Annotated in this window: 25 protein-coding genes, 1 tRNA gene and 1 pseudogene; 8 read left to right on the top strand and 19 right to left on the bottom strand. The window is 70.8% G+C overall.

The window, feature by feature from the left end; all coding sequences use genetic code 11:
- From ACIRU3_RS16400 to ACIRU3_RS16410, 3 genes are all read right to left on the bottom strand, one after another.
- Positions 1-475: GNAT family N-acetyltransferase (locus ACIRU3_RS16400; protein ID WP_404056689.1), on the bottom strand; the 475-nt coding region annotated here is incomplete at its 3' end.
- A 46-nt stretch (positions 476-521) separates the two neighbouring features.
- Positions 522-1928 (bottom strand): NAD(P)/FAD-dependent oxidoreductase, encoded by a 1407-nt coding sequence (locus ACIRU3_RS16405; RefSeq protein ID WP_404056691.1) that lies wholly within the window; start codon positions 1926-1928, stop codon positions 522-524.
- Complete coding sequence (locus ACIRU3_RS16410) at positions 1925-2602, bottom strand: rhomboid-like protein (RefSeq protein ID WP_404056693.1); 678 nt, start codon at positions 2600-2602, stop codon at positions 1925-1927. Before ACIRU3_RS16410 ends, ACIRU3_RS16405 begins: the two co-directional genes overlap by 4 nt.
- A 10-nt stretch (positions 2603-2612) precedes the next feature.
- Here ACIRU3_RS16410 and ACIRU3_RS16415 point away from each other — a divergent pair, with 10 nt between their 5' ends.
- The 3 genes from ACIRU3_RS16415 to ACIRU3_RS16425 are packed head-to-tail and all read left to right on the top strand — an operon-like array spanning position 2613 to position 5734.
- Positions 2613-3515 carry an aminoglycoside phosphotransferase family protein gene (locus ACIRU3_RS16415; protein WP_404056928.1) on the top strand — a complete coding sequence of 301 codons (903 nt, stop codon included), beginning with the start codon at positions 2613-2615 and terminating at the stop codon, positions 3513-3515.
- Positions 3516-3575: 60 nt separating this feature from the next.
- A complete protein-coding gene (locus tag ACIRU3_RS16420; protein WP_404056695.1) occupies positions 3576-4646 on the top strand; it encodes a nitrous oxide reductase family maturation protein NosD in 1071 nt (356 codons plus the stop codon).
- A 59-nt stretch (positions 4647-4705) separates the two neighbouring features.
- Complete coding sequence (locus tag ACIRU3_RS16425; RefSeq protein ID WP_404056697.1) at positions 4706-5734, top strand: methyltransferase; 1029 nt, start codon at positions 4706-4708, stop codon at positions 5732-5734.
- Positions 5735-5822: 88 nt separating this feature from the next.
- Here the strand turns inward: ACIRU3_RS16425 and ACIRU3_RS16430 are convergent, their stop codons facing one another.
- The 7 genes from ACIRU3_RS16430 to ACIRU3_RS16460 form a co-directional block, all read right to left on the bottom strand.
- Positions 5823-6146 (bottom strand): TcmI family type II polyketide cyclase, encoded by a 324-nt coding sequence (locus tag ACIRU3_RS16430; RefSeq protein WP_404056699.1) that lies wholly within the window; start codon positions 6144-6146, stop codon positions 5823-5825.
- A gap of 22 nt (positions 6147-6168) precedes the next feature.
- Entirely contained in the window at positions 6169-6648 is a 480-nt protein-coding gene (locus tag ACIRU3_RS16435) for an SRPBCC family protein (RefSeq protein WP_404056701.1), read from the bottom strand.
- Between the two features lies 1 nt (position 6649).
- Positions 6650-6907: an acyl carrier protein gene (locus ACIRU3_RS16440; protein ID WP_404056703.1), complete on the bottom strand. Its 258-nt coding sequence runs from the start codon at positions 6905-6907 to the stop codon at positions 6650-6652.
- Positions 6908-6926: 19 nt separating this feature from the next.
- Positions 6927-8174, bottom strand: a complete 1248-nt coding sequence (locus ACIRU3_RS16445) for a ketosynthase chain-length factor (RefSeq protein ID WP_404056705.1) — start codon at positions 8172-8174, stop codon at positions 6927-6929.
- On the bottom strand, positions 8171-9451 hold the full coding sequence (locus tag ACIRU3_RS16450) for a beta-ketoacyl-[acyl-carrier-protein] synthase family protein (protein WP_404056707.1): 1281 nt from the start codon (positions 9449-9451) through the stop codon (positions 8171-8173). The genes ACIRU3_RS16445 and ACIRU3_RS16450 overlap by 4 nt, the downstream gene beginning before the upstream one ends.
- A complete protein-coding gene (locus ACIRU3_RS16455; protein WP_404056930.1) occupies positions 9448-9894 on the bottom strand; it encodes a cupin domain-containing protein in 447 nt (148 codons plus the stop codon). Before ACIRU3_RS16455 ends, ACIRU3_RS16450 begins: the two co-directional genes overlap by 4 nt.
- 86 nt (positions 9895-9980) lie before the next feature.
- Positions 9981-11063 carry a SchA/CurD-like domain-containing protein gene (locus tag ACIRU3_RS16460; protein WP_404056709.1) on the bottom strand — a complete coding sequence of 361 codons (1083 nt, stop codon included), beginning with the start codon at positions 11061-11063 and terminating at the stop codon, positions 9981-9983.
- A 201-nt stretch (positions 11064-11264) separates the two neighbouring features.
- Here ACIRU3_RS16460 and ACIRU3_RS16465 point away from each other — a divergent pair, with 201 nt between their 5' ends.
- On the top strand, positions 11265-12905 hold the full coding sequence (locus tag ACIRU3_RS16465) for an FAD-dependent oxidoreductase (protein ID WP_404056711.1): 1641 nt from the start codon (positions 11265-11267) through the stop codon (positions 12903-12905).
- 91 nt (positions 12906-12996) lie between these two features.
- Here the strand turns inward: ACIRU3_RS16465 and ACIRU3_RS16470 are convergent.
- Positions 12997-13070 (bottom strand) — tRNA-Thr (locus ACIRU3_RS16470).
- 216 nt (positions 13071-13286) lie between these two features.
- On the opposite strand from ACIRU3_RS16470, the gene ACIRU3_RS16475 reads away from it, so the two are divergent.
- From ACIRU3_RS16475 to ACIRU3_RS16485, 3 genes are all read left to right on the top strand, one after another.
- A complete protein-coding gene (locus ACIRU3_RS16475) occupies positions 13287-14423 on the top strand; it encodes an ABC transporter ATP-binding protein (protein ID WP_404056713.1) in 1137 nt (378 codons plus the stop codon).
- A gap of 206 nt (positions 14424-14629) precedes the next feature.
- Positions 14630-15088 (top strand): hypothetical protein, encoded by a 459-nt coding sequence (locus tag ACIRU3_RS16480; RefSeq protein ID WP_404056715.1) that lies wholly within the window; start codon positions 14630-14632, stop codon positions 15086-15088.
- A gap of 85 nt (positions 15089-15173) precedes the next feature.
- Positions 15174-15905, top strand: a complete 732-nt coding sequence (locus ACIRU3_RS16485; RefSeq protein ID WP_404056717.1) for an NDP-sugar synthase — start codon at positions 15174-15176, stop codon at positions 15903-15905.
- Positions 15906-15988: 83 nt separating this feature from the next.
- Here the strand turns inward: ACIRU3_RS16485 and ACIRU3_RS16490 are convergent, their stop codons facing one another.
- From ACIRU3_RS16490 to ACIRU3_RS16525, 8 genes and pseudogenes are all read right to left on the bottom strand, one after another.
- Entirely contained in the window at positions 15989-17668 is a 1680-nt protein-coding gene (locus ACIRU3_RS16490) for a DoxX family membrane protein (RefSeq protein WP_404056719.1), read from the bottom strand.
- Positions 17669-17786: 118 nt separating this feature from the next.
- Positions 17787-17882: pseudogene (locus tag ACIRU3_RS16495) on the bottom strand (tRNA (guanine-N2)-dimethyltransferase); the annotation flags it as partial.
- A gap of 106 nt (positions 17883-17988) precedes the next feature.
- Positions 17989-18930, bottom strand: coding sequence for a 23S rRNA (guanosine(2251)-2'-O)-methyltransferase RlmB (rlmB, locus tag ACIRU3_RS16500; protein WP_404056721.1), 942 nt, complete (start codon positions 18928-18930; stop codon positions 17989-17991).
- A 100-nt stretch (positions 18931-19030) separates the two neighbouring features.
- Positions 19031-20428: a cysteine--tRNA ligase gene (gene cysS, locus ACIRU3_RS16505; RefSeq protein WP_404056723.1), complete on the bottom strand. Its 1398-nt coding sequence runs from the start codon at positions 20426-20428 to the stop codon at positions 19031-19033.
- A gap of 80 nt (positions 20429-20508) precedes the next feature.
- Positions 20509-20913, bottom strand: a complete 405-nt coding sequence (locus ACIRU3_RS16510; RefSeq protein WP_404056725.1) for a PPOX class F420-dependent oxidoreductase — start codon at positions 20911-20913, stop codon at positions 20509-20511.
- A gap of 55 nt (positions 20914-20968) precedes the next feature.
- Positions 20969-21490, bottom strand: a complete 522-nt coding sequence (gene ispF, locus ACIRU3_RS16515; protein ID WP_404056727.1) for a 2-C-methyl-D-erythritol 2,4-cyclodiphosphate synthase — start codon at positions 21488-21490, stop codon at positions 20969-20971.
- The gene (ispD, locus tag ACIRU3_RS16520) at positions 21480-22256 is read right to left on the bottom strand and encodes a 2-C-methyl-D-erythritol 4-phosphate cytidylyltransferase (protein WP_404056729.1); all 777 of its coding nucleotides are present in this window, start codon (positions 22254-22256) and stop codon (positions 21480-21482) included. The genes ispF and ispD overlap by 11 nt, the downstream gene beginning before the upstream one ends.
- Before the next feature lie 303 nt (positions 22257-22559).
- Positions 22560-23042 carry a CarD family transcriptional regulator gene (locus tag ACIRU3_RS16525; RefSeq protein ID WP_003953493.1) on the bottom strand — a complete coding sequence of 161 codons (483 nt, stop codon included), beginning with the start codon at positions 23040-23042 and terminating at the stop codon, positions 22560-22562.
- Between the two features lie 638 nt (positions 23043-23680).
- Here ACIRU3_RS16525 and ACIRU3_RS16530 point away from each other — a divergent pair.
- Positions 23681-24403 (top strand): DUF461 domain-containing protein, encoded by a 723-nt coding sequence (locus tag ACIRU3_RS16530; protein ID WP_404056731.1) that lies wholly within the window; start codon positions 23681-23683, stop codon positions 24401-24403.
- Positions 24404-24444: the final 41 nt, after the last annotated feature.

A 24444-nucleotide genomic window follows, 5' to 3' on the forward strand; every position in this document is an offset into this window, starting at 1 on the left:
CCGACCGGCCCAGCTCGGCCAGCGGCCCGTCGGTGAGCCGGTACACCGTCCACTCGTCCTGCGGGCGCGCCCCGAGGGCCTCGTAGAAGCCGATCGCCGGCCGGTTCCAGTCGAGCACCGCCCACTCCAGGCGCTCGTAGCCGCGCCGTACGCAGATGCGCGCCAGCTCGGTCAGCAGCGCCCGGCCGTGACCGGCGCCGCGGGCGGACGGCCGGACGTACAGGTCCACCAGGTAGACGCCCTGCACTCCGCGCCAGGTGGAGAAGCTGAGGAACCACAGCGCGAACCCGGCCGGTTCCCCGGTCTCGTCGTCCACGGCCAGGTGCGCGAACGCCGCCGGCCGTTCCCCGAACAGCGCCTCGTGCAGCTGCTCCTCGCTCGCCCGTGCCTCCTGCGGGGCCTTCTCGTACTCGGCCAGCTCACGGACCAGGGTGTGGATGACGGGTACGTCGGCGGGGGCCGCGGCGCGAATCATGAGGGGAGGGTAGCCAGCGGCCGCCCTCCCCCGTCACCCGTTCGTCTCAGTGGCGCCCGGCGACCCGGTCCGCGACCCGGGCAAGCCGTGAGGACTCCGTGCTCGGGTGGAGGAGTTCGCGCCGGTCCGCGGCGCGGTAGGTGGCGTACATGCCCTGGACGCCCAGCCAGCGGAAGGGTTCCGGCTCCCACTTGCGGACCTTGTGGTTCACCCAGGGCAGGTCCGTCAGCCCGGTGCGGCCGGCCTGGCCGGAGTCCTGCTGGACGAGGTCGCGCAGGGTGCGGGCGGCCAGGTTGGTGGTGGCGACGCCCGAGCCGACATAACCGCCCGCCCAGCCGAGGCCGGTGGCCCGGTCGAGGGTGACGGTGGCGCACCAGTCGCGCGGCACGCCGAGGACGCCGGACCAGGCGTGCTCGACGCGCACGCCCGCGAGGGCGGGGAAGAAGCGGGTCAGGATCTCCCGCAGGGCCTCGATCGTCTCCTCCTGGGTGCGGCCGTCGTTGTCGGTCCGCGAGCCGAAGCGGTACGGCACCCCGCGCCCGCCGAGCGCGATCCGTCCGTCGGCCGTGCGCTGCGCGTACATGTAGGCGTGCGCCATGTCGCCGAGCGTCTCCAGGCCGTCCCAGCCGATGGCCGCCCACTGTTCCTCGGTGAGCGGCTCGGTGGCGATCATCGAGGAGTTCATCGGCAGCCAGGTGCGCCGCTGGCCCTTCAGGGAGGCGGTGAAGCCCTCCGTGCAGCGCAGGATGTAGGGGGCGCGGACCGTGCCGTAGGGGGTCACGGCGTGCTTGGGGCGGATCTCGGTCACCGGTGTCGACTCGTGGATGGTCACACCGAGCGCCTCCACGGCCGCCGCGAGTCCCTTGACCAGCTTCACCGGGTGCAGCCGGGCGCCGTGCGGGGTCCAGGTCGAGCCCACCGCGCCGGCCACCCTGATCCGCTCGGCGGTCTGCCGGGCACCGTACAGCTCGCGGTCCTTCTCGCCGTACGACAGCTCGTGCTCGTGGAACGCCTTCAGCCGGGCCAACTGGGCGGGCGTGGTCGCCACTTCCAGCACCCCGCCCCGGTGCACGTCGGCGTCGATGCCCTCCGCCTCGGTGACCGCGACGACCTCGGCCACGGTGTCGTTCATGGCCTTCTGCAGGCGTACGGCGGCCTCGTGGCCGTGCAGCTTCGCGTACCGGTCGCGGCCCGCGATGCCGTTGTACAGCCAGCCGCCGTTGCGTCCTGAGGCGCCGTAGCCGCAGAACTTCTGCTCCAGGACGGTGATGCGGAGGAAGGGGGCGGCCTTCTTCAGGTAGTACGCCGTCCACAGTCCCGTGTAGCCGCCGCCGACGATGACGACGTCGGCGGACGCGTCCCCGGGCAGCGGCTCCCGCACCGCCGGGAGGCCGTCGTCCGCGTACCAGAAGGAGATGCCGCCGTTGACGGCACTGCTTGCCGAGCTGCTCATGCGCGGACGTTAACCCACAGCGCAGCCAGTGTCTCCTTCGGATTCCATGCTTTTCCGCGGCCTCTGACCAGCGGATACCAGCCGAGCCCGATCAGTACGGACAGGAGGTGCCCGAAGTCGGTGAAGGTGCGGCTGCCGGCGAGCGGGACGGCGTAGAACGTGAGCAGGACCGCCGCGTACAGGTACCGCCAGGGCGGCGCCATCCGGTAGGTGAGCACGGCCATGACGCCGGCCAGCGCGTAACTGACCCCGATGTCGAGGGTGTTGACCGCGGACTGCGGGGCGTGGCCGTCGTGGATCGCCTTCAGCAGGGCCAGCTCGCTGATCAGCGTGGCGAGCACGTGCGCGGCCACGCACACCGCGAGCCAGCGCAGCGTGCCGAGCCAGCGTTCGGCCTGGGCGTGGAAGACGGTGTACAGCACGGCGTACGGCACCCAGTGCCCGCCGTCGATCCACATCGCGCTGGTGATCAGCACCCGCACGGGGTTCTGCGACAGCTCGTGGATGTTGGTCGACCGCCGGCGCAGGAAGTGCTGCTCGAACTCGGGCGACATGTGGTGCAGGGCGACCGTGGTGACGAACAGGATCAGCAGCCAGACGTAGGTGCCCGGGGCGCTGCGGACGTAGGCCGCGGCCGCCCGGAGCCCACGCCGAAATCGGATGACCCGGTTCACAGACGTCAGTATGGTCGGCAAGGTGATCGAGGTGCCCGGCGAGCTGGCCGCTTCTCAGGAGAAATTCAACGGGGACGCGGGGCGGGCGTTCGTCGCGGACCTGCCGCGGCGGGCCGAGGAGTTCCTCGGACGCTGGGGGCTGCGGGTGGACGGGCCCGCGATGCACGGGGTGGCCGCGCTGGTCCTGCCGGTCGTCCGGGCCGACGGCGCCCCGGCCGCGCTCAAACTGCAGCTGCTCGACGAGGAGAGTGCGGGCGAGCCCGTGGCCCTGCGGGCGTGGGACGGGGACGGGGCCGTACGGCTGCTGGAGCACGACGAGCCGACCTGCACGCTGCTGCTCGAACGGCTGGACGAGAGCCGCATGCTGACCGGTCTGCCGGACGCGCGCGAGGCGGTCCTGGTGGTCGCCGGTCTGCTGGCCCGGCTGACGTCCGTGCCGGCCCCGGCGGGGATGCGCCGTCTGGGCGACATCGGGAGGGCGATGCTGGACCAGGTCCCCCGGGCGCTGGGCCGGATCCCGGACGGGCGGGACCGCCGGCTGGTCGCGGACTGCGCGGCCGCGGTGCGCGAGGTGCTCTCCGAGCCCGGCGACCGGCTGCTGCACTGGGACCTGCACTACGACAACGTCCTGGCGGCCGACCGGGCGAACTGGCTCGCCATCGACCCCAAGCCGCTGTCCGGCGACCCCGGCTTCGACCTGCTGCCCGCGATCGACAACCGCTACGACCCGGCCGAGACCCGCTGGCGCTTCGACGCGCTGACCGACGCGCTGGGCCTGGACCGGGAGCGGGCGCGGGCGTGGACGCTGGGGCGGGTGCTGCAGAACTGTCTGTGGGAGCTCGAAGACAACGCGGCCGGGTGCCCGTTGGCGGATGTGCAGCTGGAGATCGGGCGGGCGCTGCGCGGGGGCTGACACGCCGCCGGACGGCGTATCCGGCCCACCACGGGATAAATCGGCCATACCGTACCCGATATGAAGAGATGTCACATCGCATATCTCGCGTGCACCGCCGCGCTCGTCGGCACCGGACTGGGCATGGCCCCCGCGGCCGCCGCCCACAAGACCCTGCTGGTCCACCCGGGCGAATCGATCCAGAAGGCGGTGGACGCCGCACAGGCCGGAGACACCGTCCTCGTGCTCGGCGGCACCTATCACGAGAGCGTCAAGATCAGCACACCCCGGGTGACCCTGCGGGGCGTGGGCGAGCAGACGGTGATCAAACCCGTCGGCAAGAAGGCCGCCGCGAAGACCGCGAACAGCTGCACCGACGGCGGCAACGGCATCTGTGTGGTGGGCACCAAGACCAAGAACGTCGAGGGCGTCACCGTCGAGGACCTGACCGTGACCGGCTTCACCCGGGCGGGTGTGTTCGGCATGGCGACGGACGGCATGACCGTGCGCCGGGTGTACGCCGTCAAGAACGCGGTGTGGGGCATCGCCCAGGAGCGGTCGGTACAGGCTCGCCTCCTGCAGAACTACGCGCGTGACAACGGTGACGCGGGCATCTTCCTCGCCAACACCATCACGGAGGAGGCGGGCGCCGCGGACGCCGGCCGGACGCTGGTCGAGCGGAACCGGGTCGAGGGCAACCGGATCGGCGTCACCGTGCGGCGGCTGCGCAACCTCGCCGTCGCGAGCAACTACGTGACGGGCAACTGCGCCGGGGTGTTCGTCGTCGGCGACGAGAACAAGCCCAAGGCCGGCGACCTGACCGTCGCCTACAACCGCATCACCCAGAACAACAAGTCCTGCCCGAAGACCGATCGGCTGCCCGCGCTCCAGGGCTCCGGGATCGTCCTGACGGGCACCGAGAACACCCGGGTGACCGGGAACAAGGTCACGGGCAACTCCGGCAAGTCGCCGCTGTCGGGCGGCATCGTTCTGTTCAAGAGCTTCGTGGGCGTGACCAGCGACAAGAACACGATCGAAGCGAACGCGCTGCAGAGCAACTCCCCGGCGGACCTGGTGAACACGGACACGGGCAAGGACAACAGCTTCCAGCGCAACTCCTGCCGGGCCTCCCAGCCCGCGGGTCTGTGCTGACCGCCCGACCGCTGCCGCTGCTGGACCGACGAAGGCCGACGAAAGAGAGAGGGCGGCAGATGACGTCCGCTGAAACAGCCCCACCGCCACCCATGCGGCTGCGCGAACTCGTGTTCGGCGCGGCCTGTGCCGCCGCCGTCCGGGCGGCCGCCCGGCTGGGCGTCGCCGACGCCGTCGAGGACACCCCGATGGCCGTCGAGGACCTCGCGGCCGCGGTGAAGACCGAACCGAAGCCGCTGCGCCGGCTGCTGCGCGCCCTGTCCTGCTACGGCGTCTTCGCCGAGCAGCCGGACGGCACGTTCGCGCACACCGACATGTCACGGCTGCTGCGCGAGGACGACCCGAACAGCCTGCGCGCCATCGCCCTGTGGTGCACCGAACCCTGGACCTGGGACGCCTGGCCCCTGCTCGACGAGGCGGTGCGCACCGGCAGGAACGTCGTGGAGGACCTCTACGGCAAGGAGTTCTTCGCCTACCTCAACGAGGACGCTCCGGAGTCCGCGGACGTCTTCAACCGCGCGATGACCCGCTCCAGCGAGCAGTCGGCGCGGGAGGTGGCGGCCCTGCTGGACCTGTCCGGGAGCACCTCGGTCGCGGACCTCGGCGGCGGCCAGGGGCACGTGGTGGCCTGCCTGCTGGACAAGTACCCGGCCATGCACGGCGCTCTGCTCGACCTGCCCCGGGTGGTCGAGAACGCCCTGCCGCGGCTGCGCGAGGGCGGCGACCTCGCGCATCGCGCGCGGATCGTGCCCGGCGACGTCCGGGAGGCCGTCCCGGTCCAGGCCGACGTCTACATCATCAAGAACATCCTGGAGTGGGACGACGAGAGCACGGCCCGGTTGCTGCGCAACGTCGTCGAGGCGGGCGGCCCCGGCACCCGGGTCGTCGTCATCGAGAACCTGGTGGACGACACCCCCTCGATGCGCTTCAGCACCGCCATGGACCTGCTGCTGCTCCTCAATGTCGGCGGGGCCAAGCACACCACCGACAGCATGGTGGGCAGGCTGACCGCGGCGGGCCTCACGGTGGACGGCATCCGGCCGGTCAACCCGTACCTGCACGCCTTCGAGTGCCACGTGCCCGGCTGACGGGGACATCCGGGCACAGAGCACCGGCCGCCGGGCCCGCGACGCTGCGGGCCCGGCGGCCGGTGGCCGTCCGGAGGGGCCGTACGGCTCAGTCGCGCTCCCAGAGGTAGAAGCGCTGTGCCATCGCGTCCTTGGGGGACCTCCAGGTCTCCGGGTCGTACGCGCTGACGTACGCGGACAGGCGCTCGCTGACGTCCCGGAACTCGGGGTGGCTCGTCACCTTGGCGATGGCGGGTCCCGGCTCGCGCTCGGACTCGATGAGGTGCATGTACACGTCGCCGAACTGGAAGAGGCTGCGCCGCACGACACCGACGAGGTGGGGCAGCTCTCCGCGGTCGGAGTCCTCGAACACCTTGGCGATGTCCGGGGCGGAGCCCGGGGCCATCCGGGCGACGATCAAAGCCTGATGCATGGGGGTTGCTCCTCCGTCCGGTTCAGTCGGCCAGGGCCGGGGCCGGCCGGTGTCCGGCGGCGGCCTTCTCGATCTTGTCCCGGATGAGGTCCATCTGGACCTTGGAGTTCCGGTTGATGTTGTCGGTCATCCAGTCGTCGTCGACCGGGGCCTCCGGCTTCATCGCGAAGTCCTGTGTCCAGACCATCCGGGTACCGGCGGGCACCTCCTCGTACCGCCAGTGGATGTCCATGTGGGCGAAGGGACCGGTCTCGACGCGGCGGGCCTTCACGGTGAGGGTGTCGCGGTCGGGCTCGCGCTCGGAGACCCAGCTCCAGACGGTGCCGTTGTCGTCCGGGTGCATGGTCAGCCTGAACGTCGTCTTCTTCCCCTCCCGGGAGAGGATCTCGACGGACGCGTACTCGCTGAACAGCTGGGGCCAGTGCTCCAGGTCGTTGGTCATGTCCCAGACCAGGTCCAGCGGTGCGGCGATGGTGATCTCGTTCTGCGTGTGTCCTGCCATCTCAGGCTCCTGCCATCAGAGTGCTGTTGACGAGGTCGAGGAACTGCCGGGGCGTCTTGCAGCGCTCCGCGTCGGGCGGCATCGGGGTGCCGTGCGTGTTCTCCAGCTCGCCCACGATGCCGAGCAGGCCGAGCGAGTCGACGCCGAGCGCGTCGAAGCCGGACTCGCCCCGCTCCATCAGCGCGTCCGGGGCGACGGTGACCCCGGCCGCCTTCTTCATCAGCGCGGCCAGTTCTTCCACGGTGATCTGTGCGGTCATGTGATTCCCTCCTGTACTCCTAGGCGTTGACGGCGCCGTGCCGGAGCACGAGCGCCGAGTTCGACCCCATGAGTCCGCGGCTGAGCACCAGCGCCGTACGCAGCTCGGCAACGCGAGCGCGGCCGGTCACGAGGTCGAGGTCGTGGCAGACGTCGAAGACGTTCGGGGTGGGCGGGATCAGTCCGTGCTCCAGCGAGAGCACGGCCGCCGCGGTGTCCAGCACGGGCGCCGCGCAGTAACCCCGTCCGATTCCGGTCTTCGGCGCCGTGACCGGCACCCGGGCTCCGTGCGCGCCGAGGGCGTCGGCGAGCGCGAGAGCCTCGGCACGGTCCGCCTCCGGCACCCCGAGGGCGTCGGCGAAGACGACGTCGACCTCCTCCGGAGCACAGCCGGCCTCGTCCAGTGCCTGCCGGATGGCATGGGCGAGACCGTCCCGGGACTCCGCCCAGCGGGAGGCACCGGTGAAGGTGGCCGCGTGCCCGGCGACGAAGGCCCGGACGTCGGCGCCACGCTCGCGGGCGGCCGGCTCCGCCTCCACCACGAGCATCGCGCCGCCCTCGCCCGGCACGAAACCGCAGGCGGCATCCGTGAACGGGCGATAGGCGCGGGACGGGTCGGCCACCCGGCTCAGCTCCTCGTAACCGAGCTGGCAGACCATCGAGTACGGCGCCAGCGGCGCCTCGGTGGAACCCGCCACGATCACGTCGGTGCCGCGCCGCACCGCCCGTGCCGCGTGCGCGAGGGCGTCCAGGCCGCCGGCCTCGTCGGAGGCGACGACCGAGCAGGGGCCCTTGAACCCGCGGCGGATGGAGATCTGGCCGGTGCTCGCGGCGTAGAACCAGGCGATGGACTGGTACGGGCCGACGAACCGGCTGCCCTTGCCCCACAACCGCTGCAGCTCGCGCTGGCCGAACTCACCGCCGCCGGACCCGGCGGCGGTGACCACACCGATGGAGTACGGCTGCCCGGAGGTGTCGGCCTGCCCGAGCCGGGCGTCCTCCAGGGCGAAGTCGGCCGCGGCCATGGCGAAGTGCGTGAACCGGTCGGTCTGGACGAGGAACCGCTCCTCGATCGTCACCGCCGGATCGAAGGCGCGGACTTCACCGGCCACCTTCATCGGAAGGTGCTCACAGCCCTCGCGAGTGATCCTGTCGAGGACGCTGAGGCCTTCCTGGGTGGCCTTCCAGAAGGTGTCGGTGCTGGTGCCGTTGGGCGCGACCACCCCGATCCCGGTGACGGCCGCGCGCCGGTCATGCGGTTCGCTCATCGTGTCCTCTCCCTCGTCCGGTCCCTCGTTCTGGTCAGGACCACCGCGGACTGGAAGCCCCCGAACCCGCTGCCCACGGACAGGACGCTGGTCAGCTTCCGTTCGCGGGCGACGCGCGGGACGTAGTCCAGGTCGCACTCGGGGTCGGGGGTCTCGTAGTTCGCGGTCGGGGGTACGACCTGCTTGGCGAGGGCCAGCACGCAGGCGACCACCTCGATCGCCCCGATCGCCCCGAGGGAATGACCCACCATCGACTTGATGGAGCTCATGGGGGTGTCGTAGGCGTGGTGGCCGAGCGCCCGCTTCACGGCCGCCGTCTCGTGGCGGTCGTTCTGCCGGGTGCCGGAGCCGTGGGCGTTGACGTAGTCGATCGCTGTGGGGTCGAGCCGGGCGTGGTCGAGTGCGGTCTCGATCGCCCGGGCCATCTCCAGGCCCTCGCTGGTCAGGCCGGTCATGTGGTAGGCGTTGCCGAAGGTGGCGTAGCCGCCCAGCTCGCAGTACACGTGCGCGCCTCGGGCCCGCGCGTGTTCCAGCTCCTCCAGGACGAGCACCGCACCGCCCTCGCCCATGACGAAGCCGTCACGGTGGTTGTCGAAGGGCCGGGAGGCGTGTGCCGGGTCGTCGTTGTTCGGGGAGGTGGCCTTGATCGCGTCGAAGCACGCCATGGTGATCGGGGAGATCGGCGAGTCCGACGCGCCCGCTATGCAGATGTCGGCGCGGCCCTCCTCGACGGTGTGGAAGGCGTATCCGACCGCGTCCAGGCCCGAGGTGCAGCCCGTGGAGACGGTCTGCACCGGACCCTGGGCGCCGAATCGTTCCGCCACCGCCGAGGCGACCGTGCTCGGCGAGAACGCCCGGTGCAGATGGGCGTCCGCCTCCTGATGGTCGACGTCCCAGCGCTGCCCACGGTGGCTGACCAGGACGTAGTCGTGCTCCAGGCGGGTGGTGCCACCGACCGCGGTGCCCACCGAGACCCCGATCCGCCAGGGATCCTCCCGGGCCAGGTCGAGACCCGAGTCCCGGACGGCCTCCTGGCCGGCGACCAGGGCGAACTGAATGTAGCGGTCCGCCCGGGCGACCTGGTCCGCGTCCAGGCCGAGCGCCGCCGGGTCGAAGTCGCACTCGGCAGCGATCTGCGAACGCAACCCCGTGGGATCGAAGAAGGTTATGCCCCGCGTCGCGGTCCGGCCGTCGGCTAGCAGATCCCAGAATGCCGGTACGCCGATGCCGCCCGGAGCAACGATGCCTATGCCAGTGATCGCCACGCGCCGGGTCATGAGCTGACCCGACCCCGGTCGGCCGCGTGCACGGCACCCGCCTCGGCGGGCTCGGTGACCACCGCGGCGGCCCCGATGACCTCCGTCTCCTCGGTGTCGACATGGCCCAGCTGAGGCCGCGGGGCCAGCGGACCCAGGTGGAAGACGATCCGCGCCTCCACCTTGCCGACGTTGCGGAAACGGTGCCGCATGTGGGCCGGGATCATCAGGCCCTGCTCGGGCCGCAGCGTGTGCGGCTCGTCGTCCAGGTCCACCTCCAGCTGCCCGCAGACGACGTAGACGAACTCCTCGGAGTACGGGTGATAGTGCTCACCGATGCGGTCACCGGGCTGCACGATGGCCACGCCCATGAAGCCGCTGGTGGAGCCGACCGTGGCCGGGGTGAGCATGGCGCGCAGGTCGCCACCTCGCCGGACGTTGGGCTCGACCTCACTGAGGTCCACGATTTTGGGACGGGGTTTGATGGACAACGTTTCCTCCGTTGGGTGTCTGCGTCGGCGCCCGGCGCCGGGGGGACCCGGCCGCCGGATCAGGCGTCCGGCGCGTGGCGGTCGGTGATCAGGTCCATACGGGCGGCCTCGGCGTCGAGCAGCTCCCGCACCTCGGCGGCCACCCGGGAGTCCCGCGGCAGCTCGTCGGCGTCCCGGTCGCCGCGCAGGTCGACCAGCCGCACCACGACGTCGTCCCGCTGGAAGACCGTGCTGCGCAGCACCGGGCTCGCCGGATCGTCCGCGGCCGCGGAGTCGGCCTGGGCGATCAGCTCGGCAAGCCTCATCCCGCCGCCGGGCCGGGCCTGGTAGCACAGCGCCTGCCGCTTCCCCTCCGGCCGGTCCTGAGCACTCACGTGGTGCACGGCCGGCAGCGCCGCCCGGGTGAAGAACATCCGGGCCGAGTCCTGGTCGTCGAGATCCCGGTCCTGCTCCAGATACGGATTGATCGCCTCCTCGACCGCCCGCACCTCCGGCTGCCGGGCCACGTGCCGCAGCGCCGCGAGCAGGTCGCCCCGTACCTCGATCGCCCGCACCACCCGGTTGCCGTGCATGAACAGCGAGGTCCGGCACAGCCGTGTGGTGTCGTCCACCCGGGCATCGGGCGAGGCGTAGTCCGCGAGGATCTTCGCGACCTTCTCCTCGCTGCCCGGCTTGACCGTGAAGGTCAGCGCGTGCCGGATCACCCCGTCGCCGATGCGCGGGTGGGCCTGCAGCCTGCGCTCCGCCGACTGCTTCTGCCCGGCGGCGCCGCCGGTCTCGCGCACGATGTGGAAGCGCAGCGACCGGGTGTCACGGACGCAGCTGTGCAGCGGCTGCACCATCCGCACGTGCTCCTCGCTGTTCACCCAGGTGAGGAACGGCGGGGCACTCTCCCACTCACTCGTGATGAGCCATTGGGACGGATTCTCGATGGACTGGCAGAGTTGGTCGCTGACATGGCCCGGCACGGACGCAACCTGGTTGCACAGCTGCTCGTACGCCTCGAGGAACTGCTGCTGTGCGCCGTCGTAGACATCGACCAGAAGGACGACCCGGAGCCGGGAGCCGTCGAACACGGACTGGGAGACACGCTTCGACACCTCGCGTGTCGTTTCTGAAAGACGTTCAGACGTCGTGGTCATCCTGCACACATCTCCTTCGCGGGGCAGAGGCCGACGCCCGCCGCGGGGGACGCGACGGCAGCGTTCCTTGATCCTGTGCCGGTCCCCACAAGCCCGCGACTCGTATGAACCACGCGGGTGATTGGGCACGCGGCGCCACCGCCACCGGGCATGAGAACTCACAGGCGCCTCATACGCGCACCCCTGCCTCTGGAGGCTTCGATGCATCAAAAAGCCGACCACCGGGTCCCCGTCCTCATCGTGGGCGGCTCTCTGGTGGGGCTGTCCATGTCCGTGTTCCTGGGCCGTCTCGGTGTGCGCCACATGCTGGTCGAGCGGCACTCCGGGACCTCGATCCACCCGCGTGGCCGAGGCAACAACGTCCGGACGATGGAACTGTTCCGAGTGGCCGGCATCGAGCCGGACATCAAGGCGGCAGCCTCACTCCTCGCGGACAACCACGGCATCCTGCAGACGCCGACACTCGCCGGCGACGCCGGCGAATGGCTGTTCAAGAACATCGACCCGGGCGGCGGACTCGCCCGGTTCAGCCCCACCGCCTGGTGCCTGTGCAGCCAGAACGACCTCGAACCCGTCCTCCTGGACAGCGCCCGGGAACTCGGCGGCGACCTCCGTTACTTCCACCAGATGGAGTCCTTCGAACAGGACGCCGACGGAGTGACGGCGACCGTCCTGGACCGCGCCACCGAGGAGCGGTACACCGTCCGCGCGGACTACCTGGTCGCGGCCGACGGCCCCCGCAGTCCCGTCCGGCACGCACTCGGCATCGGCCAGACGGGCCCCGGCGACCTCTTCGCGAACGTCAGCGTCACCTTCCGCTCCGCCTCTCTCGCCGAGGTCGTCGGTGACCGCCGCTTCATCTGCTGCTACCTCACCCACCCGGACGCCGACGGCGCCCTGCTGCCCGTCGACAACAAGGAGCGCTGGGTCTTCCACGCCCCCTGGCACCCCGAGCACGGCGAAACGCTGGAGGAGTTCACCGAGGAGCGTCTCCGGCGCCACATCAGCCGGGCCGTGGGCGTCCCCGATCTCGACGTGAAAATCACCGGAAAGGCGTCCTGGCGAGCGGCCGAACGGGTCGCCGACCGCTATGCGTCCGGCCGGGTCTTCCTCGCCGGCGACTCCGCCCACGAGATGTCCCCGACCGGCGCCTTCGGTTCCAACACGGGCATCCAGGACGCCCACAACCTGGCCTGGAAGCTGGCCGCCGTGCTCGACGGCTGGGCCGGACCCGGCCTGCTGGAGACCTACGACACCGAACGCCGCCCGGTCGCCCTCGCCACCAGCGCCCGCGCCTCCGCCCGCTCCGTCGAGCACAGCCACCCCGGCTTCGCCCCCGCCCCCGGTGTCGGCATCGGCAAACGCGGCGGCATCCTCAACGTCGTCCTCGGCTACCGCTACCCCCACGGCGCCGCCCTCGGCACCGGCCCCGAGCAGCCCGTCGTACCCGACGGCCTGGACCTGACCGGACAGCCCGGCACCCGCGCCCCGCACCTGTGGCTGCGCCGCGCCGCACAGCGCCTGTCCACCCTCGACCTGTACGAACGCTCCCTGGTCCTGCTCGCCGACGCCCCGGACGACGCGGGCTGGCACGAGGCGGCCCGCCGCGTCGCCGACGCGGAGGGAGTACGGCTCGACGCGTACCGGATCGGCCCGGGCGCCGACGCGGACCTGATGTACGACACCGAGGACAGCGACTGGGCCCGGCTCCACGGCACCACCGCCGACGGCGCGGTCCTGGTACGGCCGGACGGATTCGTGGCCTGGCGGGCGACGGGAGCGGTGCCGGATCCCGAAGGGACGCTGCGGCAGGTGCTGCGGACCCTGCTGCAGTCCGCCTGACCCGGCCCGGCCTGCCCCGATCCGGCCCGGCCTGCGGAGATACGGAGAAGGCCACCCGCGCCCTGGAGCGCGGGTGGCCTTCGTCCTGCCGAGCCCCCTGTCGGATTCGAACCGACGACCTTCGCTTTACAAGAGCGGCGCTCTGACCAGCTGAGCTAAGGAGGCCTGCGCGCGTACCGCGCACGTGCCTGTGCAGTGTACCCACGTCCCGACGCGGCCCCGTCGAAAATTTCCGCGAAGTTCACAGTGGTCCGGGTACTGACAGACCGAGTGAACGCCAGGTACCGTCCTGAGCCAGTTCACTCATGTGGACTACACCAACCACCTTCCTACAACGGATCGTCCGGCACGTTCCTGCCGGTAGAAGGGGGCCCATTCATCATGGCCACTGTCACGTTCGACAAGGCGACCCGGATCTACCCGGGTTCCACGAAGCCCGCCGTCGACGCTCTCGACATCGCGATCGAGGACGGCGAGTTCCTCGTCCTGGTCGGCCCGTCGGGGTGCGGAAAGTCCACCTCGCTCCGGATGCTCGCGGGGCTGGAGGACGTCAACGGCGGCGTCATCCGCATCGGTGACCGCGACGTCACGCACCTGCCGCCCAAGGACCGGGACATCGCCATGGTGTTCCAGAACTACGCGCTCTACCCGCACATGTCGGTCGCCGACAACATGGGCTTCGCGCTCAAGATCGCCGGCGTCAACAAGGCGGAGATCCGGCAGAAGGTCGAGGAGGCCGCGAAGATCCTCGACCTCACCGAGTACCTGGACCGCAAGCCGAAGGCGCTCTCCGGCGGTCAGCGCCAGCGTGTCGCCATGGGCCGCGCCATCGTCCGTGAGCCGCAGGTCTTCCTCATGGACGAGCCGCTGTCCAACCTGGACGCCAAGCTCCGTGTGTCGACGCGTACGCAGATCGCGTCCCTGCAGCGCCGTCTCGGCATCACCACCGTCTACGTCACCCACGACCAGGTCGAGGCCATGACGATGGGCGACCGGGTGGCCGTGCTCAAGGACGGCCTCCTCCAGCAGGTCGACTCGCCTCGCAACATGTACGACAAGCCCGCGAACCTCTTCGTCGCCGGCTTCATCGGCTCGCCCGCCATGAACCTGGTCGAGGTCCCGATCACCGACGGCGGTGTGAAGTTCGGCAACAGCGTCGTCCCCGTCAACCGGGACGCCCTGACGGCCGCCGCCGACAAGGGTGACCGCACGGTGACCGTAGGTGTCCGGCCCGAGCACTTCGACGTGGTCGAGCTGGGCGGCGGCGCCGCCACCTCCCTGTCCAAGGACTCCGAGGACGCCCCGGCCGGTCTCGCCGTCTCCGTGAACGTGGTCGAGGAACTGGGCGCCGACGGCTACGTCTACGGCACCGCCGAGGTCAGCGGCGAGGTCAAGGACCTGGTCGTCCGTGTCAACGGGCGCCAGGTGCCGGAGAAGGGCGCCACGCTGCACGTCGTGCCCCGTCCGGGCGAGACCCACGTGTTCTCGACCTCCACGGGCGAGCGACTCTCCGACTGACCAGCTGAGCAGCGCGTATGCGCCGAGGTTGACGAAAGGGCCCCGCGAACTGCCGCGGGGCCCCTTTCGCTGCCGAGATATACCCCGGCAGAGCGATCATTTCGGGCGTCGCACGTCAACCCTTTACCCAGAAAGAAGCGCGTTCTCATCCCCCATAAGGGTGACTAAATGTCGCCAAATCATCACCGGGCGCTACCCTCACACGCGTGAAGCACTCCACCAACCCTCAGACGCGACGCGGCCACCGGGGCGGCCCTGCCCGCCACATCGGCCGCACTCTCGCCCTCGTCCTGCCCGTCTTCCTGGTGCTCTCCGGAACCCTCGCGGTCACCCGGGTCAACTGGACGGGGAGCCCTTCCTCGGTGCTCACCGCCTCGGACGTCTCCTCGGCGGAGGTCCCCACCGACGCGGTCTCACGCGCCCCGCAGGACGTGCTCCGCGACCAGCTGATGACCGAGCTGCAGGACAAGAACCCGGGGGTGGTCCTCACCCACCTCCAGCAGGCCGTCAACGGGCACCCCTCGCTGGCCAAGCACTGCTCCTCCATCGCCCGCGCCCTGGGCAGGGCAGCGGTGCGCATCTACGGCCCCACGCGCGCGCAGTCGTACGCCCGCCCGGTCTGCGACACCGCCTTCGCCAGCGGCGTCCTGGCCGCGCACAGCTGAACGGCGGCGGGGACGCAGGTAACGGCTGCTTGAGGAGTCTGTTGCGGTCGGAATCCCGGCCGGGGCGCCACGTACAGTTCGGGGCATGACCCATCCGAACGCCGCGTCGCGCCCCACTCAAGCCGTTGTCCTGGCCGGTGGCCAGGGCTCACGGCTGCGTCCCTACACCGACGACCGGCCCAAGCCGATGGTCGAGATCCCCGGTACGGGAACTCCGATCATCGGCCACCAGCTGGCCTGGCTCGCCGAAGAGGGCGTGACGGACGTGGTGGTCTCGTGCGGCCACCTCGCCGAGGTTCTGCAGAAGTGGCTGGACTCGGCCGACCTGCCCGTGTCCGTCACCACCGTGGTGGAGACGGAGCCCCTCGGCCGCGGCGGCGGCCTCAAGTACGCCGCCACGCATCTCCCCCACCCGGACCGGCCCTGGTACGCCACCAACGGCGACATCTGGACCCGCTTCTCCCTGCGGGACATGGCCGACTTCCACACCGAGCGTGGCGCCGTCGCGACCTTGGCACTGGCCAGGCCGCGCATTCCCTGGGGTGCCGTGAAGACCGACGGGTTCGGGCACATCACCGACTTCATCGAGGCTCCGCCGTCGACGTTCGAGATCAACGCCGGCGTGTACGTCTTCTCGCCCGAGTTCGGCACGATGCTGCCCGAGCGCGGGGATCATGAGCGGACCACGTTTCCCCGGCTGGCCCGGGAGCGGAAGCTGGCCGGGTTCCCCATTCCGCAGGGTGCTTACTGGCGAGCCATCGACACGGCCAAGGATCTGACCGAGGCGGCCAAGGAACTGTCCGCGCTGGGTCGCTGACCAGCACCGCTCCGCACATCGCCTGCGCACATCAAAGGGCCCCGTACCTTCGGTAGTACGGGGCCCTTTGAGTCTTCCCGGCGCTAGCCCAGCAGGCCGCCCACCAAGCCCGGCTGGCCGGAGGAGGAGCTGGTGCCGCCGGACGACGTGCCGCCCGTCGTCGTACCACCGGTGCTTGTCGGACCCGCCGTCGTGCTCGGGGCGCCGCCCGTCGGGGACGACGGGCGGGACGGAACCTGGCCCGTGGTGCCCTGGGTCTGCGTGGGCGTCGTGGTGGTGGCGCCGGCACTGCGGCTCGCACCCGGGGTCGCGACCGCCCCGGAGGGACTCGCACCGGCCGTGGCACCGCCCGTGGGTGAGGCGGAGGCCGACGGCGTCTTCCGGTGCCCCTGGCCGGGCTCCTGGGGCAGCGAGGAGCCCGGCAGGTTGTTGCGGGGGGCCTCACCGGGGCCGGGGACGACCACACGGCTGGAGTCGCGTACGGCGCCGCCGAGCAGCGAGCCGGCGAGCAGGGTGAGGCCGACGGTGACAGCCGTGACGAGGGCGCCGCGGCGCAGGACGTAGCGGCGCAGCTCCCAGATGTCGGAGCGGGGGCCGAGCCGGCGCCAGGCGCTGCCGGCGAGGCGGCCGTCGATCGAGTAGACGGGGGCACCGGCGATGATCAGCGGGGACCAGGCGGCGAGGTAGATGATGTCGGGGGCGTCGTAGGCGGGGACCGTCTTCCAGCTGACGGTGACGATCAGGGCAGCGGAGAGCAGGGCGCCGACCACGGCGGCGACACGCTGCCAGCAGCCGAGCACGGTCAGGACGCCCACGACCACCTGGAAGAAGGCGATGACCAGGCCGGAGCCGACCGGGTGGTGCAGGGCGAACAGGCGCAGGGGCTCGGCGACTTCCCAGGGGTGCAGGGTGTTGAGCCACGTGACCATGGAGCCGCGCTTGCCGCCGTCGAAGTAGACGGGGTCGCACAGCTTGCCCATGCCGGCGTAGATGGAGATGAAGCCGAGGAAGATGCGCAGGGGGAGCAGGACGACGCCCAGGTTCATGCGGCGGCCCGGGAAGTAGGCGTGCCTGGCCGGGTCGTCGCCGTGGCGCCTGGCGGGGCGTTCGCCCGACGCGTCCTCGTAGTCGTCGAACTCGTCGTCCGCGAACTCGTCGTCGGCGAACTCGTCGTTCGTGAACTCGTCGTTCGTGAACTCGTCGTCGCCGTAGGCCGGTTCGTCGTAGACGCTGTCGACCGTGCGCATGTGGGGCAGGAGTCGGGTGCCGTCGTCGGGCGCGGTGCGCTGGTGGCCGACGACGGGGGTCTCGACGGTCTGGTCGAGGTCGCCGTAGGCGTCCGCGTAGCCGGTCCCGACCCGTGGGATGACCTGAGTGGCGCCGGACTCGGCAGGCTCCTCGGCGTGCCGGACGCTGCTGCCCCGCACGGCCTGGAGCAGCCGGTGCGCGCCAGTGTCGTCGGGGGCGGACTTGCCGCTCCACACGACCGGGCGGCGGCGGCCGGGCGCGGCGGCGGCGGCCCGGCCCGCCGTGCCCACGACCGGCATGCGGGCGGCGTTCTGGGTGGCGCTCAGGTGCCGGGCGATCCGCGGGGATTGGCTGCGCTTCGCCGACGCGCCCAGCTGCACGCGGAAGCTGACGTGACTGACGATGACCTGCGCCGGATCGCTCGGCACCTTCACCATGCTCAGCGCGGGAGCGTCGTCGTATCCCGACGAGCGGTCCCCCGTGGGTGTGCGGGGTGTTCTGGTGTCCACACTCATCTAACCGAGTGACCTGGAGTTAGGACACTGCGTCTGAACGGGTGGAAGTGTCCAGACCGCGTCAAAGCCGCCCAGGGCGGCGAAATTACCCCGTACGAGTGAGGTTGCGGACGCTTGTTCAGACCCGTCGGCGCGCCGCCTCATACAGCACGATCCCCGCCGCCACACCCGCGTTCAAGGACTCCGCGCCACCCGGCACGGGGATCCGCACCCGGTGGTCGCAGCGCCCCTCTTGTCCGCCGCCCTTGCACGCTGCGCTGCTGCGGACGGCCGCGCCGGCCTCCGGCCGGCGGACTCCACCCCGCCAGCGCGGACCGCCGTCAGCTCCGCCGGCTTGCCGCCTCATACAGCACGATCCCCGCCGCCACACCCGCGTTCAAGGACTCCGCGCCACCGGGCATGGGGATCCGCACCCGGTGGTCGCAGGTCTCTCCGACCAGGCGGGACAGGCCCTTGCCCTCGCTGCCGACCACGATGACCACGGGGCCCCCCAGGGCCGCCAGGTCGCGGAGCTCGACCTCACCGTCGGCGGCGAGGCCGACGATCGTGATGCCGGCCTTCTTGTAGGCCTCCAGGGCCCGGGTGAGGTTGGTGGCACGGGCGACCGGCGTGCGGGCGGCCGCACCGGCGGAGGTCTTCCAGGCGCCGGCGGTCATGCCGGCCGAGCGGCGCTCGGGCACGACCACGCCGTGGCCGCCGAAGGCGGAGACGGAGCGGACGACGGCGCCGAGGTTGCGCGGGTCGGTGACGCCGTCGAGCGCGACGATCAGCGGGTCCTCGCCGTCGTCGTAGGCGGCCGCGGTGAGGTCCTCCGGGTGCGCGTACTCGTACGGCGGGACCTGCAGGACCAGGCCCTGGTGGTTCAGGCCGTTCGTCATGCGGTCCAGCTCGGGGCGCGGGGCCTCCATGAGGTTCATGCCGCCGCGGTCGGCGACGAGCTGAAGCGCCTCGCGGACGCGCTCGTCGTTGTCGATGAACTGCTGGACGTAGAGGGTCGAGGCGGGGACGCCCTCGCGGAGCGCCTCCACCACCGGGTTACGGCCGACGACCAGCTCGGAGGACGACTTGCCGCCCCGGCCCCTGGCCACCGGCCGGCGCACGGACTGCTTCGCCTTGGCGTTGGCGACGCGGTTCTTCTTGTGGCCCTTGCGCATCTCGGCGGGCGGGGTCGGACCCTTGCCCTCCAGGCCCTTGCGCCGCTGGCCGCCACTGCCGACCTGCGCGCCCTTCTTGCCGGACATGCGGCGGTTGTTCGCGGCCATGAGTTACCTGTCTCTGCTCTCTCGGGTGAAGCTTTCGTACGTACGTCTTATGCAGTGTGCCGCCCGGAGGGCCGGGCGGCACAGTCGATCAAGCAGGTGGCTAGCGGCCGAGGCTCCAGCGCGGGCCCTGCGGGCTGTCCTCGATGACGAGTCCGGACCGGCCCAGCTGGTCCCGGATGGCGTCGGCCGTGGCCCAGTCCTTGCGGCTGCGGGCGGACTCGCGCTGGTCCAGGACGAGCCGTACGAGGTTGTCGACCACACCGTGCAGGTCTTCGCCCTGGTCGGACTCGCCGGCCCAGTGCGGGTCGAGCGGGTCGAGGCCGAGGACGCCGAGCATGGCCCGCACCTCGGCGAGGCGGGCGACGGCGGCCTCCTTGTCGTCGGCGGCCAGCGCGCTGTTCCCCTGCCGGACGGTGGTGTGCACGATGGCGAGCGCCTGCGGCACGCTCAGGTCGTCGTCCATCGCCTCGGCGAAGGCGGGCGGGACCTCGGGAGAGGGCTCCACGACTCCCCCGGCCAGCTCCACCACGCGCTGTACGAAGCCCTCGATCCGGGCGAACGCCGACTCGGCCTCGCGCAGCGACTCCTCGCTGTACTCGATCATGGAGCGGTAGTGCGGGGTGCCGAGGTAGTAGCGCAGCACGACCGGGCGCCATTGCTTGACCATCTCGGAGACCAGGACGCTGTTGCCGAGCGACTTGGACATCTTGTCGCCGGCCATGGTGACCCAGGCGTTGTGCACCCAGTACTGGGCGAACTCGTCGCCGTAGGCCTTGGCCTGGGCGATCTCGTTCTCGTGGTGCGGGAAGATCAGGTCGAGGCCGCCGCCGTGGATGTCGAAGGCGGTGCCGAGGTACTTGTGCGCCATCGCCGAGCACTCCAGGTGCCAGCCGGGACGGCCGGGCCCCCAGGGCGTCGGCCAGGTCGGCTCGCCGGGCTTGGCGGACTTCCACATCGCGAAGTCGCGCGGGTCCCGCTTGCCGGTCTCGCCCTCGCCGGACGGCTGCAGCAGGTTGTCCAGCTCCTGCCGGGACAGCTCCAGGTACCGCGGGAAGGACCGTACGTCGAAGTAGACGTTGCCCTCGGCCTCGTAGGCGTGGCCGCGCTCGATCAGGCCCTGCATCATCTCGACCATCTCGGGCACATGGCCGGTGGCGCGCGGCTCGTAGGTCGGCGGCAGGCAGCCGAGTGCCTGGTAACCGTCGTTGAAGGCGCGCTCGTTCTCGTACCCGATCGACCACCAGGGCCGCTTCTGCTCGCGGGCCTTGGCGATGATCTTGTCGTCGATGTCGGTGACGTTCCTGATGAACGTCACCTCGTAGCCGCGGTACTGGAACCAGCGGCGCATGATGTCGAAGTTGAGTCCCGAGCGGATGTGCCCGATGTGGGGTGCCGCCTGCACGGTGGCGCCACACAGGTAGATCGAGACACAACCCGGCTGGAGCGGGGCGAAGTCACGGATCTGCCGGGCGCTGGTGTCGTACAGGCGAATGGTCACCACTCCAGGGTAGTGGGCGCCGGACAGTGCCTCGCGCCCTTACCCGCAATGCCCCCGCATTCGTGCCGTCCGGGCCGGCCTCACAGCGCCCCGACCACCTTGCCCGGAGTGATCCGCACGACCACGCGCTGCGCGTCCTGGGCCGAAGCCGGATTGAAGTCCGCGTATTTCTTGCCCGTGTACTTGAGGCTCAATTCGTCGATCAGTTCCTCGCCGCCCTCCGTGGTCATCTCGGCGGTGCCGCGGATCTCGGCGTACTCGTAGGGCAGCTCGGGGTTCATGACGACGACCGTCACCCGGGGATCGCGGTCCAGGTTCTTCTTCTTGCGCCGGTCGGCGGTCGTCGAGAACAGGATCCGGTCGCCGTCCCGTTTCACCCACACCGGGGACAGCTGCGGACTGCCGTCGGGCTGGAGCGTGCCCACGACGATGAACACCGGGCCGTCGAGCAGGGACTTGAGCCGGTCGGACAGGGCGGCGGGCATGGGTACCTCCGGGGACCTCGGTCAGCGGTGACTCTGCGGGTACCCTCGCACGCCCTCAGCCCACCCGCACCACGAGCGCCGTGGCCACCGCCATCAGACCCTCCTCGCGCCCCGGGAAGCCGAGCCCGTCCGTGGTCGCGCCCGAGACGGACACGGGCGCGCCGGCCGCTTCGGAGAGGATCTTCTGCGCCTCGTCGCGGCGCTTGCCGATCTTCGGGCGGGGGCCGACGACCTGGACGGCGATGTTGCCGATGGTGAACCCGGCCTCGCGGACGATCCGGGCGGCCTCGGTGAGCAGGGTGACGCCGGAGGCGCCCGACCACTCGGGGCGTCCGGTGCCGAAGTGCTGTCCGAGGTCGCCGAGCCCGGCGGCGGAGAAGAGAGCGTTGCAGGCGGCGTGGGCGACGACGTCGGCGTCGGAGTGCCCGGCCAGGCCCGGTCCCTCGCCCTCCCACTTCAGGCCGGCGCACCACAGCTCGCGGCCTTCCTCGAAGGCGTGGATGTCGGTGCCGATGCCCACCTGCGGCAGCACGAGGCCGCCCGGCGGCAGCCGGAGACCGGATGCGTCAGAAGCCATCGTTCAGCCTCCTGCGGGCCAGGACCGCCTCGGCGAGGACCAGGTCGAGGGGGCGGGTGACCTTGAAGGCCTCCTCGTGGCCGGGGACGGTGACGACCCGCAGGCCGAGCTGTTCGACCATGCTCGCGTCGTCGGTGACGTCCTCGGTGACGGTCTCGTGGGCGCGGACCAGGGTCTGCCGGTCGAAGCCCTGGGGCGTCTGCACCGCGCGCAGCCGGGCCCGCACGGGCGTGGCGACGACCGGCTCGGGCTCGCCGGGGACGGTCGCGGGCTCGACCTCCTTGACGGTGTCGGCCAGCGGAAGCGCGGGGACCACGGCGGGCGCGCCGTCGCGTACGGCCTCGATGACCGCGTCGACGGTGTCGACGGGGACCAGCGGGCGGGCCGCGTCATGGACGAGGACGACGCCGTACTCGGGCGGCAGGGCGTCGAGGCCGAGCCGGACCGACTCCTGGCGGCTGTCCCCGCCGGGGACGACCAGGAAGTCGGTGCTCCCCCAGCTACCGCTGGGGGTACCCCCGGGCAGCGCGTGCGCGTCGAGCAGGGACTTGACCTCGCCCGCGCCGTCCGGCGGGGCGACGACGATCACCAGGGAGACATGGCGGGACGCGGCGAGGGCGCGGACCGCGTGGACCAGCATGGGCGTGCCGCTCAGCGCGCGGAGCGCCTTGGGGGCGCCCGGGCCGAGGCGTACGCCCCGGCCGGCGGCGGGAATCACGGCGGCGACGGGGATCTGCGCGGGTGAACGGCGCGAATCGTCAGACATCGGTTCCTGTCAGGTTTGTGTGCTCGACCTAGGTGGGTATGGCCTGGAGGAGTGCCGGGCGCGAAGCCTTGACCGGACCCTTCCGTGACCCTGGTCGAGCCATCTGCCCGGGCCCGGCACACCAAGTATCGGGGGGTTTCCTCCGAGGTGAACGGCAGGCGTTACGGCGGCATCCCGCCGACCGGATTCTCTCCGGGGACGAACATGCCGCAGCGCCCGGCGACAGGGTAAGTGTCATCGGGCACCGCGGCATTTTTCACTGTGCTGAGCGTACTGAGGGCAGCGGATGCCACCTGTGACGCGTCAGGAGGCGAGCACCTCGTCGAGCAGGGCCTCGGCCTTGTCCTCGTTCGTGTTCTCCGCGAGAGCGAGCTCGCTCACCAGGATCTGGCGAGCCTTGGCGAGCATGCGCTTCTCACCGGCGGACAGTCCGCGCTCACGCTCACGGCGCCACAGGTCACGCACGACTTCCGCGACCTTGATGACATCGCCGGAGGCGAGCTTTTCCAGGTTTGCCTTGTAGCGACGCGACCAGTTCGTGGGCTCCTCGGCATACGGCGCGCGCAGCACCTCGAAGACCCGGTCCAGCCCGTCCTGACCGACCACATCACGCACACCCACGAACTCAGCATTGTCCGCTGGCACACGCACCGTCAGGTCACCCTGGGCGACCTTCAGCACCAAGTAGGTCTTGTCCACGCCTTTGATCTGGCGAGTTTCGATGGCCTCGATCAGCGCGGCCCCGTGATGGGGATAGACCACGGTGTCGCCAACCTTGAACGTCATGTGACAGGTACCCCTTCCGTGGCTATCCAGGGTAACACGGATACGGCGTCTTCTGAATGGCGTTTTCGCAGGTCAGGGCATATCTCGGGGCTTGACAACAGCAACAGGAACGTGCTGCGAGGGCGCTCCCCCGGCTGAGAGGCGAGAGGTATTCGCAGGTCGGAGCGGCTCTTCGGGCGAGGCGAAACGCGTACGGTACAACCTCACCGAGCCGCCTCCAAGAGGTTGAACGTCCCGATTTGTCCACTTCCAAGTGTACGACTTCCGCTACTCCGTTCGGTGGCAGGAGTCGGCTGTGAGGCGAATCCGGAATTGATCACAGGAGCCCCGAAGGGCAGTGGATGATCAATATCCGGGGCGGCCGTGCATTCCTTCACGGAAAATTTTCGCGGCATGTTGTGAGGATGCGGACGGCGGCGTTGCGAGCGCGTTATGTGAATGGCGGACGAGCAGCTCGCCAAAGTGACTCGCGGGTCACTTGTCCGGGCCGGGGTACCCCCACCCGGTGGGAAGCCGGGCGCTTGGGGGAGGGTCGGGTGCGGCCGCGCGGGAACGGCTCGGTAACCTAAGCCCGCTGACAGACACTTAGGGCGGCTTTATCAGAGAGCCGCCCCTGCGTTCAAGGAGTTGCCGCCGCCGTGAGCAGCAGCCTTCGACGCGGCGCCCTCGCCGCGTCCGCCATCGTCTTCTCGATCGCCTCGCTCGCCGCCTGCGGCGCCGGCAACAACTCCCAGACCCTGGAGATCAAGCCGGACAACGCGGCGACCAGCGTCGGCGACATCAAGATCCAGAACGCCACGATCGTCACGCAACCCGATCTGAAGGCGTCCGGCCCGGCCGTCATCTCCGGGACCGTCTTCAACACGGGCAAGACGGACCAGACCCTGCAGTCGATCTCCGTCGCGGGCAGCAGCCAGCCCGTCAAGCTGACCGCCGCCAAGGGCCAGAGCCTGACCGTCCCGGCCCACGGCTCGCTGATCATCGGCGGCAAGGACAACGCCTCCGCAGTGATCGCCAGCGGCCGTGAGGCGGTCCTGGACGGCAACGCGCAGAAGGTGACCTTCACCTTCAGCCAGACCGGTCCGGTGAACCTGCGCGCCTTCGTGGTCCCGGCCACCAGCTACTTCACCGGCTGGGGCCCGAGCGAGGTCCCGACCGCCTCGGCCACCACCAGCGCGGCGCCGGGCGGGACCGCTTCCGGTGCGGCGCACCACAATTCCTCGAAGAACGGCGCCACCCCGTCGGCGACCGACACCGCCACCGGCAACGCCACCGACGACGCGGCCGGCAACGCCACCGGCGGCGCGACCACCGGCTCCACCCCGAGCGACTCGGCGTCGCAGTCGTCCGCGGGCCACTGAGCGGTCGTACGCCTCTCGCAGGGCAGTCGGACACACGAGGG

Origin of the sequence: Streptomyces sp. NPDC101151, assembly GCF_044768335.1 — a bacterium.
GTDB lineage: Bacteria > Actinomycetota > Actinomycetes > Streptomycetales > Streptomycetaceae > Streptomyces.

Excerpts from the sequence above, each read along its gene's own strand:
- ACIRU3_RS16525 (WP_003953493.1), bottom strand. The coding sequence starts at position 23,042 with ATGACGTTCAAGGTTGGCGACACCGTGGTCTATCCCCATCACGGGGCC.
- ispD (WP_404056729.1), bottom strand. The coding sequence starts at position 22,256 with ATGTCTGACGATTCGCGCCGTTCACCCGCGCAGATCCCCGTCGCCGCC.
- ACIRU3_RS16435 (WP_404056701.1), bottom strand. The coding sequence starts at position 6,648 with ATGGCAGGACACACGCAGAACGAGATCACCATCGCCGCACCGCTGGAC.
- ACIRU3_RS16490 (WP_404056719.1), bottom strand. The coding sequence starts at position 17,668 with ATGAGTGTGGACACCAGAACACCCCGCACACCCACGGGGGACCGCTCG.
- ACIRU3_RS16425 (WP_404056697.1), top strand. The coding sequence starts at position 4,706 with ATGACGTCCGCTGAAACAGCCCCACCGCCACCCATGCGGCTGCGCGAA.
- ACIRU3_RS16415 (WP_404056928.1), top strand. The coding sequence starts at position 2,613 with ATGGTCGGCAAGGTGATCGAGGTGCCCGGCGAGCTGGCCGCTTCTCAG.
- ACIRU3_RS16510 (WP_404056725.1), bottom strand. The coding sequence starts at position 20,913 with ATGCCCGCCGCCCTGTCCGACCGGCTCAAGTCCCTGCTCGACGGCCCG.
- ACIRU3_RS16405 (WP_404056691.1), bottom strand. The coding sequence starts at position 1,928 with ATGAGCAGCTCGGCAAGCAGTGCCGTCAACGGCGGCATCTCCTTCTGG.
- ACIRU3_RS16445 (WP_404056705.1), bottom strand. The coding sequence starts at position 8,174 with ATGAGCGAACCGCATGACCGGCGCGCGGCCGTCACCGGGATCGGGGTG.
- ACIRU3_RS16460 (WP_404056709.1), bottom strand. The coding sequence starts at position 11,063 with ATGACCACGACGTCTGAACGTCTTTCAGAAACGACACGCGAGGTGTCG.
- ACIRU3_RS16420 (WP_404056695.1), top strand. The coding sequence starts at position 3,576 with ATGAAGAGATGTCACATCGCATATCTCGCGTGCACCGCCGCGCTCGTC.
- ACIRU3_RS16465 (WP_404056711.1), top strand. The coding sequence starts at position 11,265 with ATGCATCAAAAAGCCGACCACCGGGTCCCCGTCCTCATCGTGGGCGGC.
- ACIRU3_RS16440 (WP_404056703.1), bottom strand. The coding sequence starts at position 6,907 with ATGACCGCACAGATCACCGTGGAAGAACTGGCCGCGCTGATGAAGAAG.
- ispF (WP_404056727.1), bottom strand. The coding sequence starts at position 21,490 with ATGGCTTCTGACGCATCCGGTCTCCGGCTGCCGCCGGGCGGCCTCGTG.
- rlmB (WP_404056721.1), bottom strand. The coding sequence starts at position 18,930 with ATGGCCGCGAACAACCGCCGCATGTCCGGCAAGAAGGGCGCGCAGGTC.
- ACIRU3_RS16450 (WP_404056707.1), bottom strand. The coding sequence starts at position 9,451 with ATGACCCGGCGCGTGGCGATCACTGGCATAGGCATCGTTGCTCCGGGC.
- ACIRU3_RS16430 (WP_404056699.1), bottom strand. The coding sequence starts at position 6,146 with ATGCATCAGGCTTTGATCGTCGCCCGGATGGCCCCGGGCTCCGCCCCG.
- ACIRU3_RS16475 (WP_404056713.1), top strand. The coding sequence starts at position 13,287 with ATGGCCACTGTCACGTTCGACAAGGCGACCCGGATCTACCCGGGTTCC.
- ACIRU3_RS16485 (WP_404056717.1), top strand. The coding sequence starts at position 15,174 with ATGACCCATCCGAACGCCGCGTCGCGCCCCACTCAAGCCGTTGTCCTG.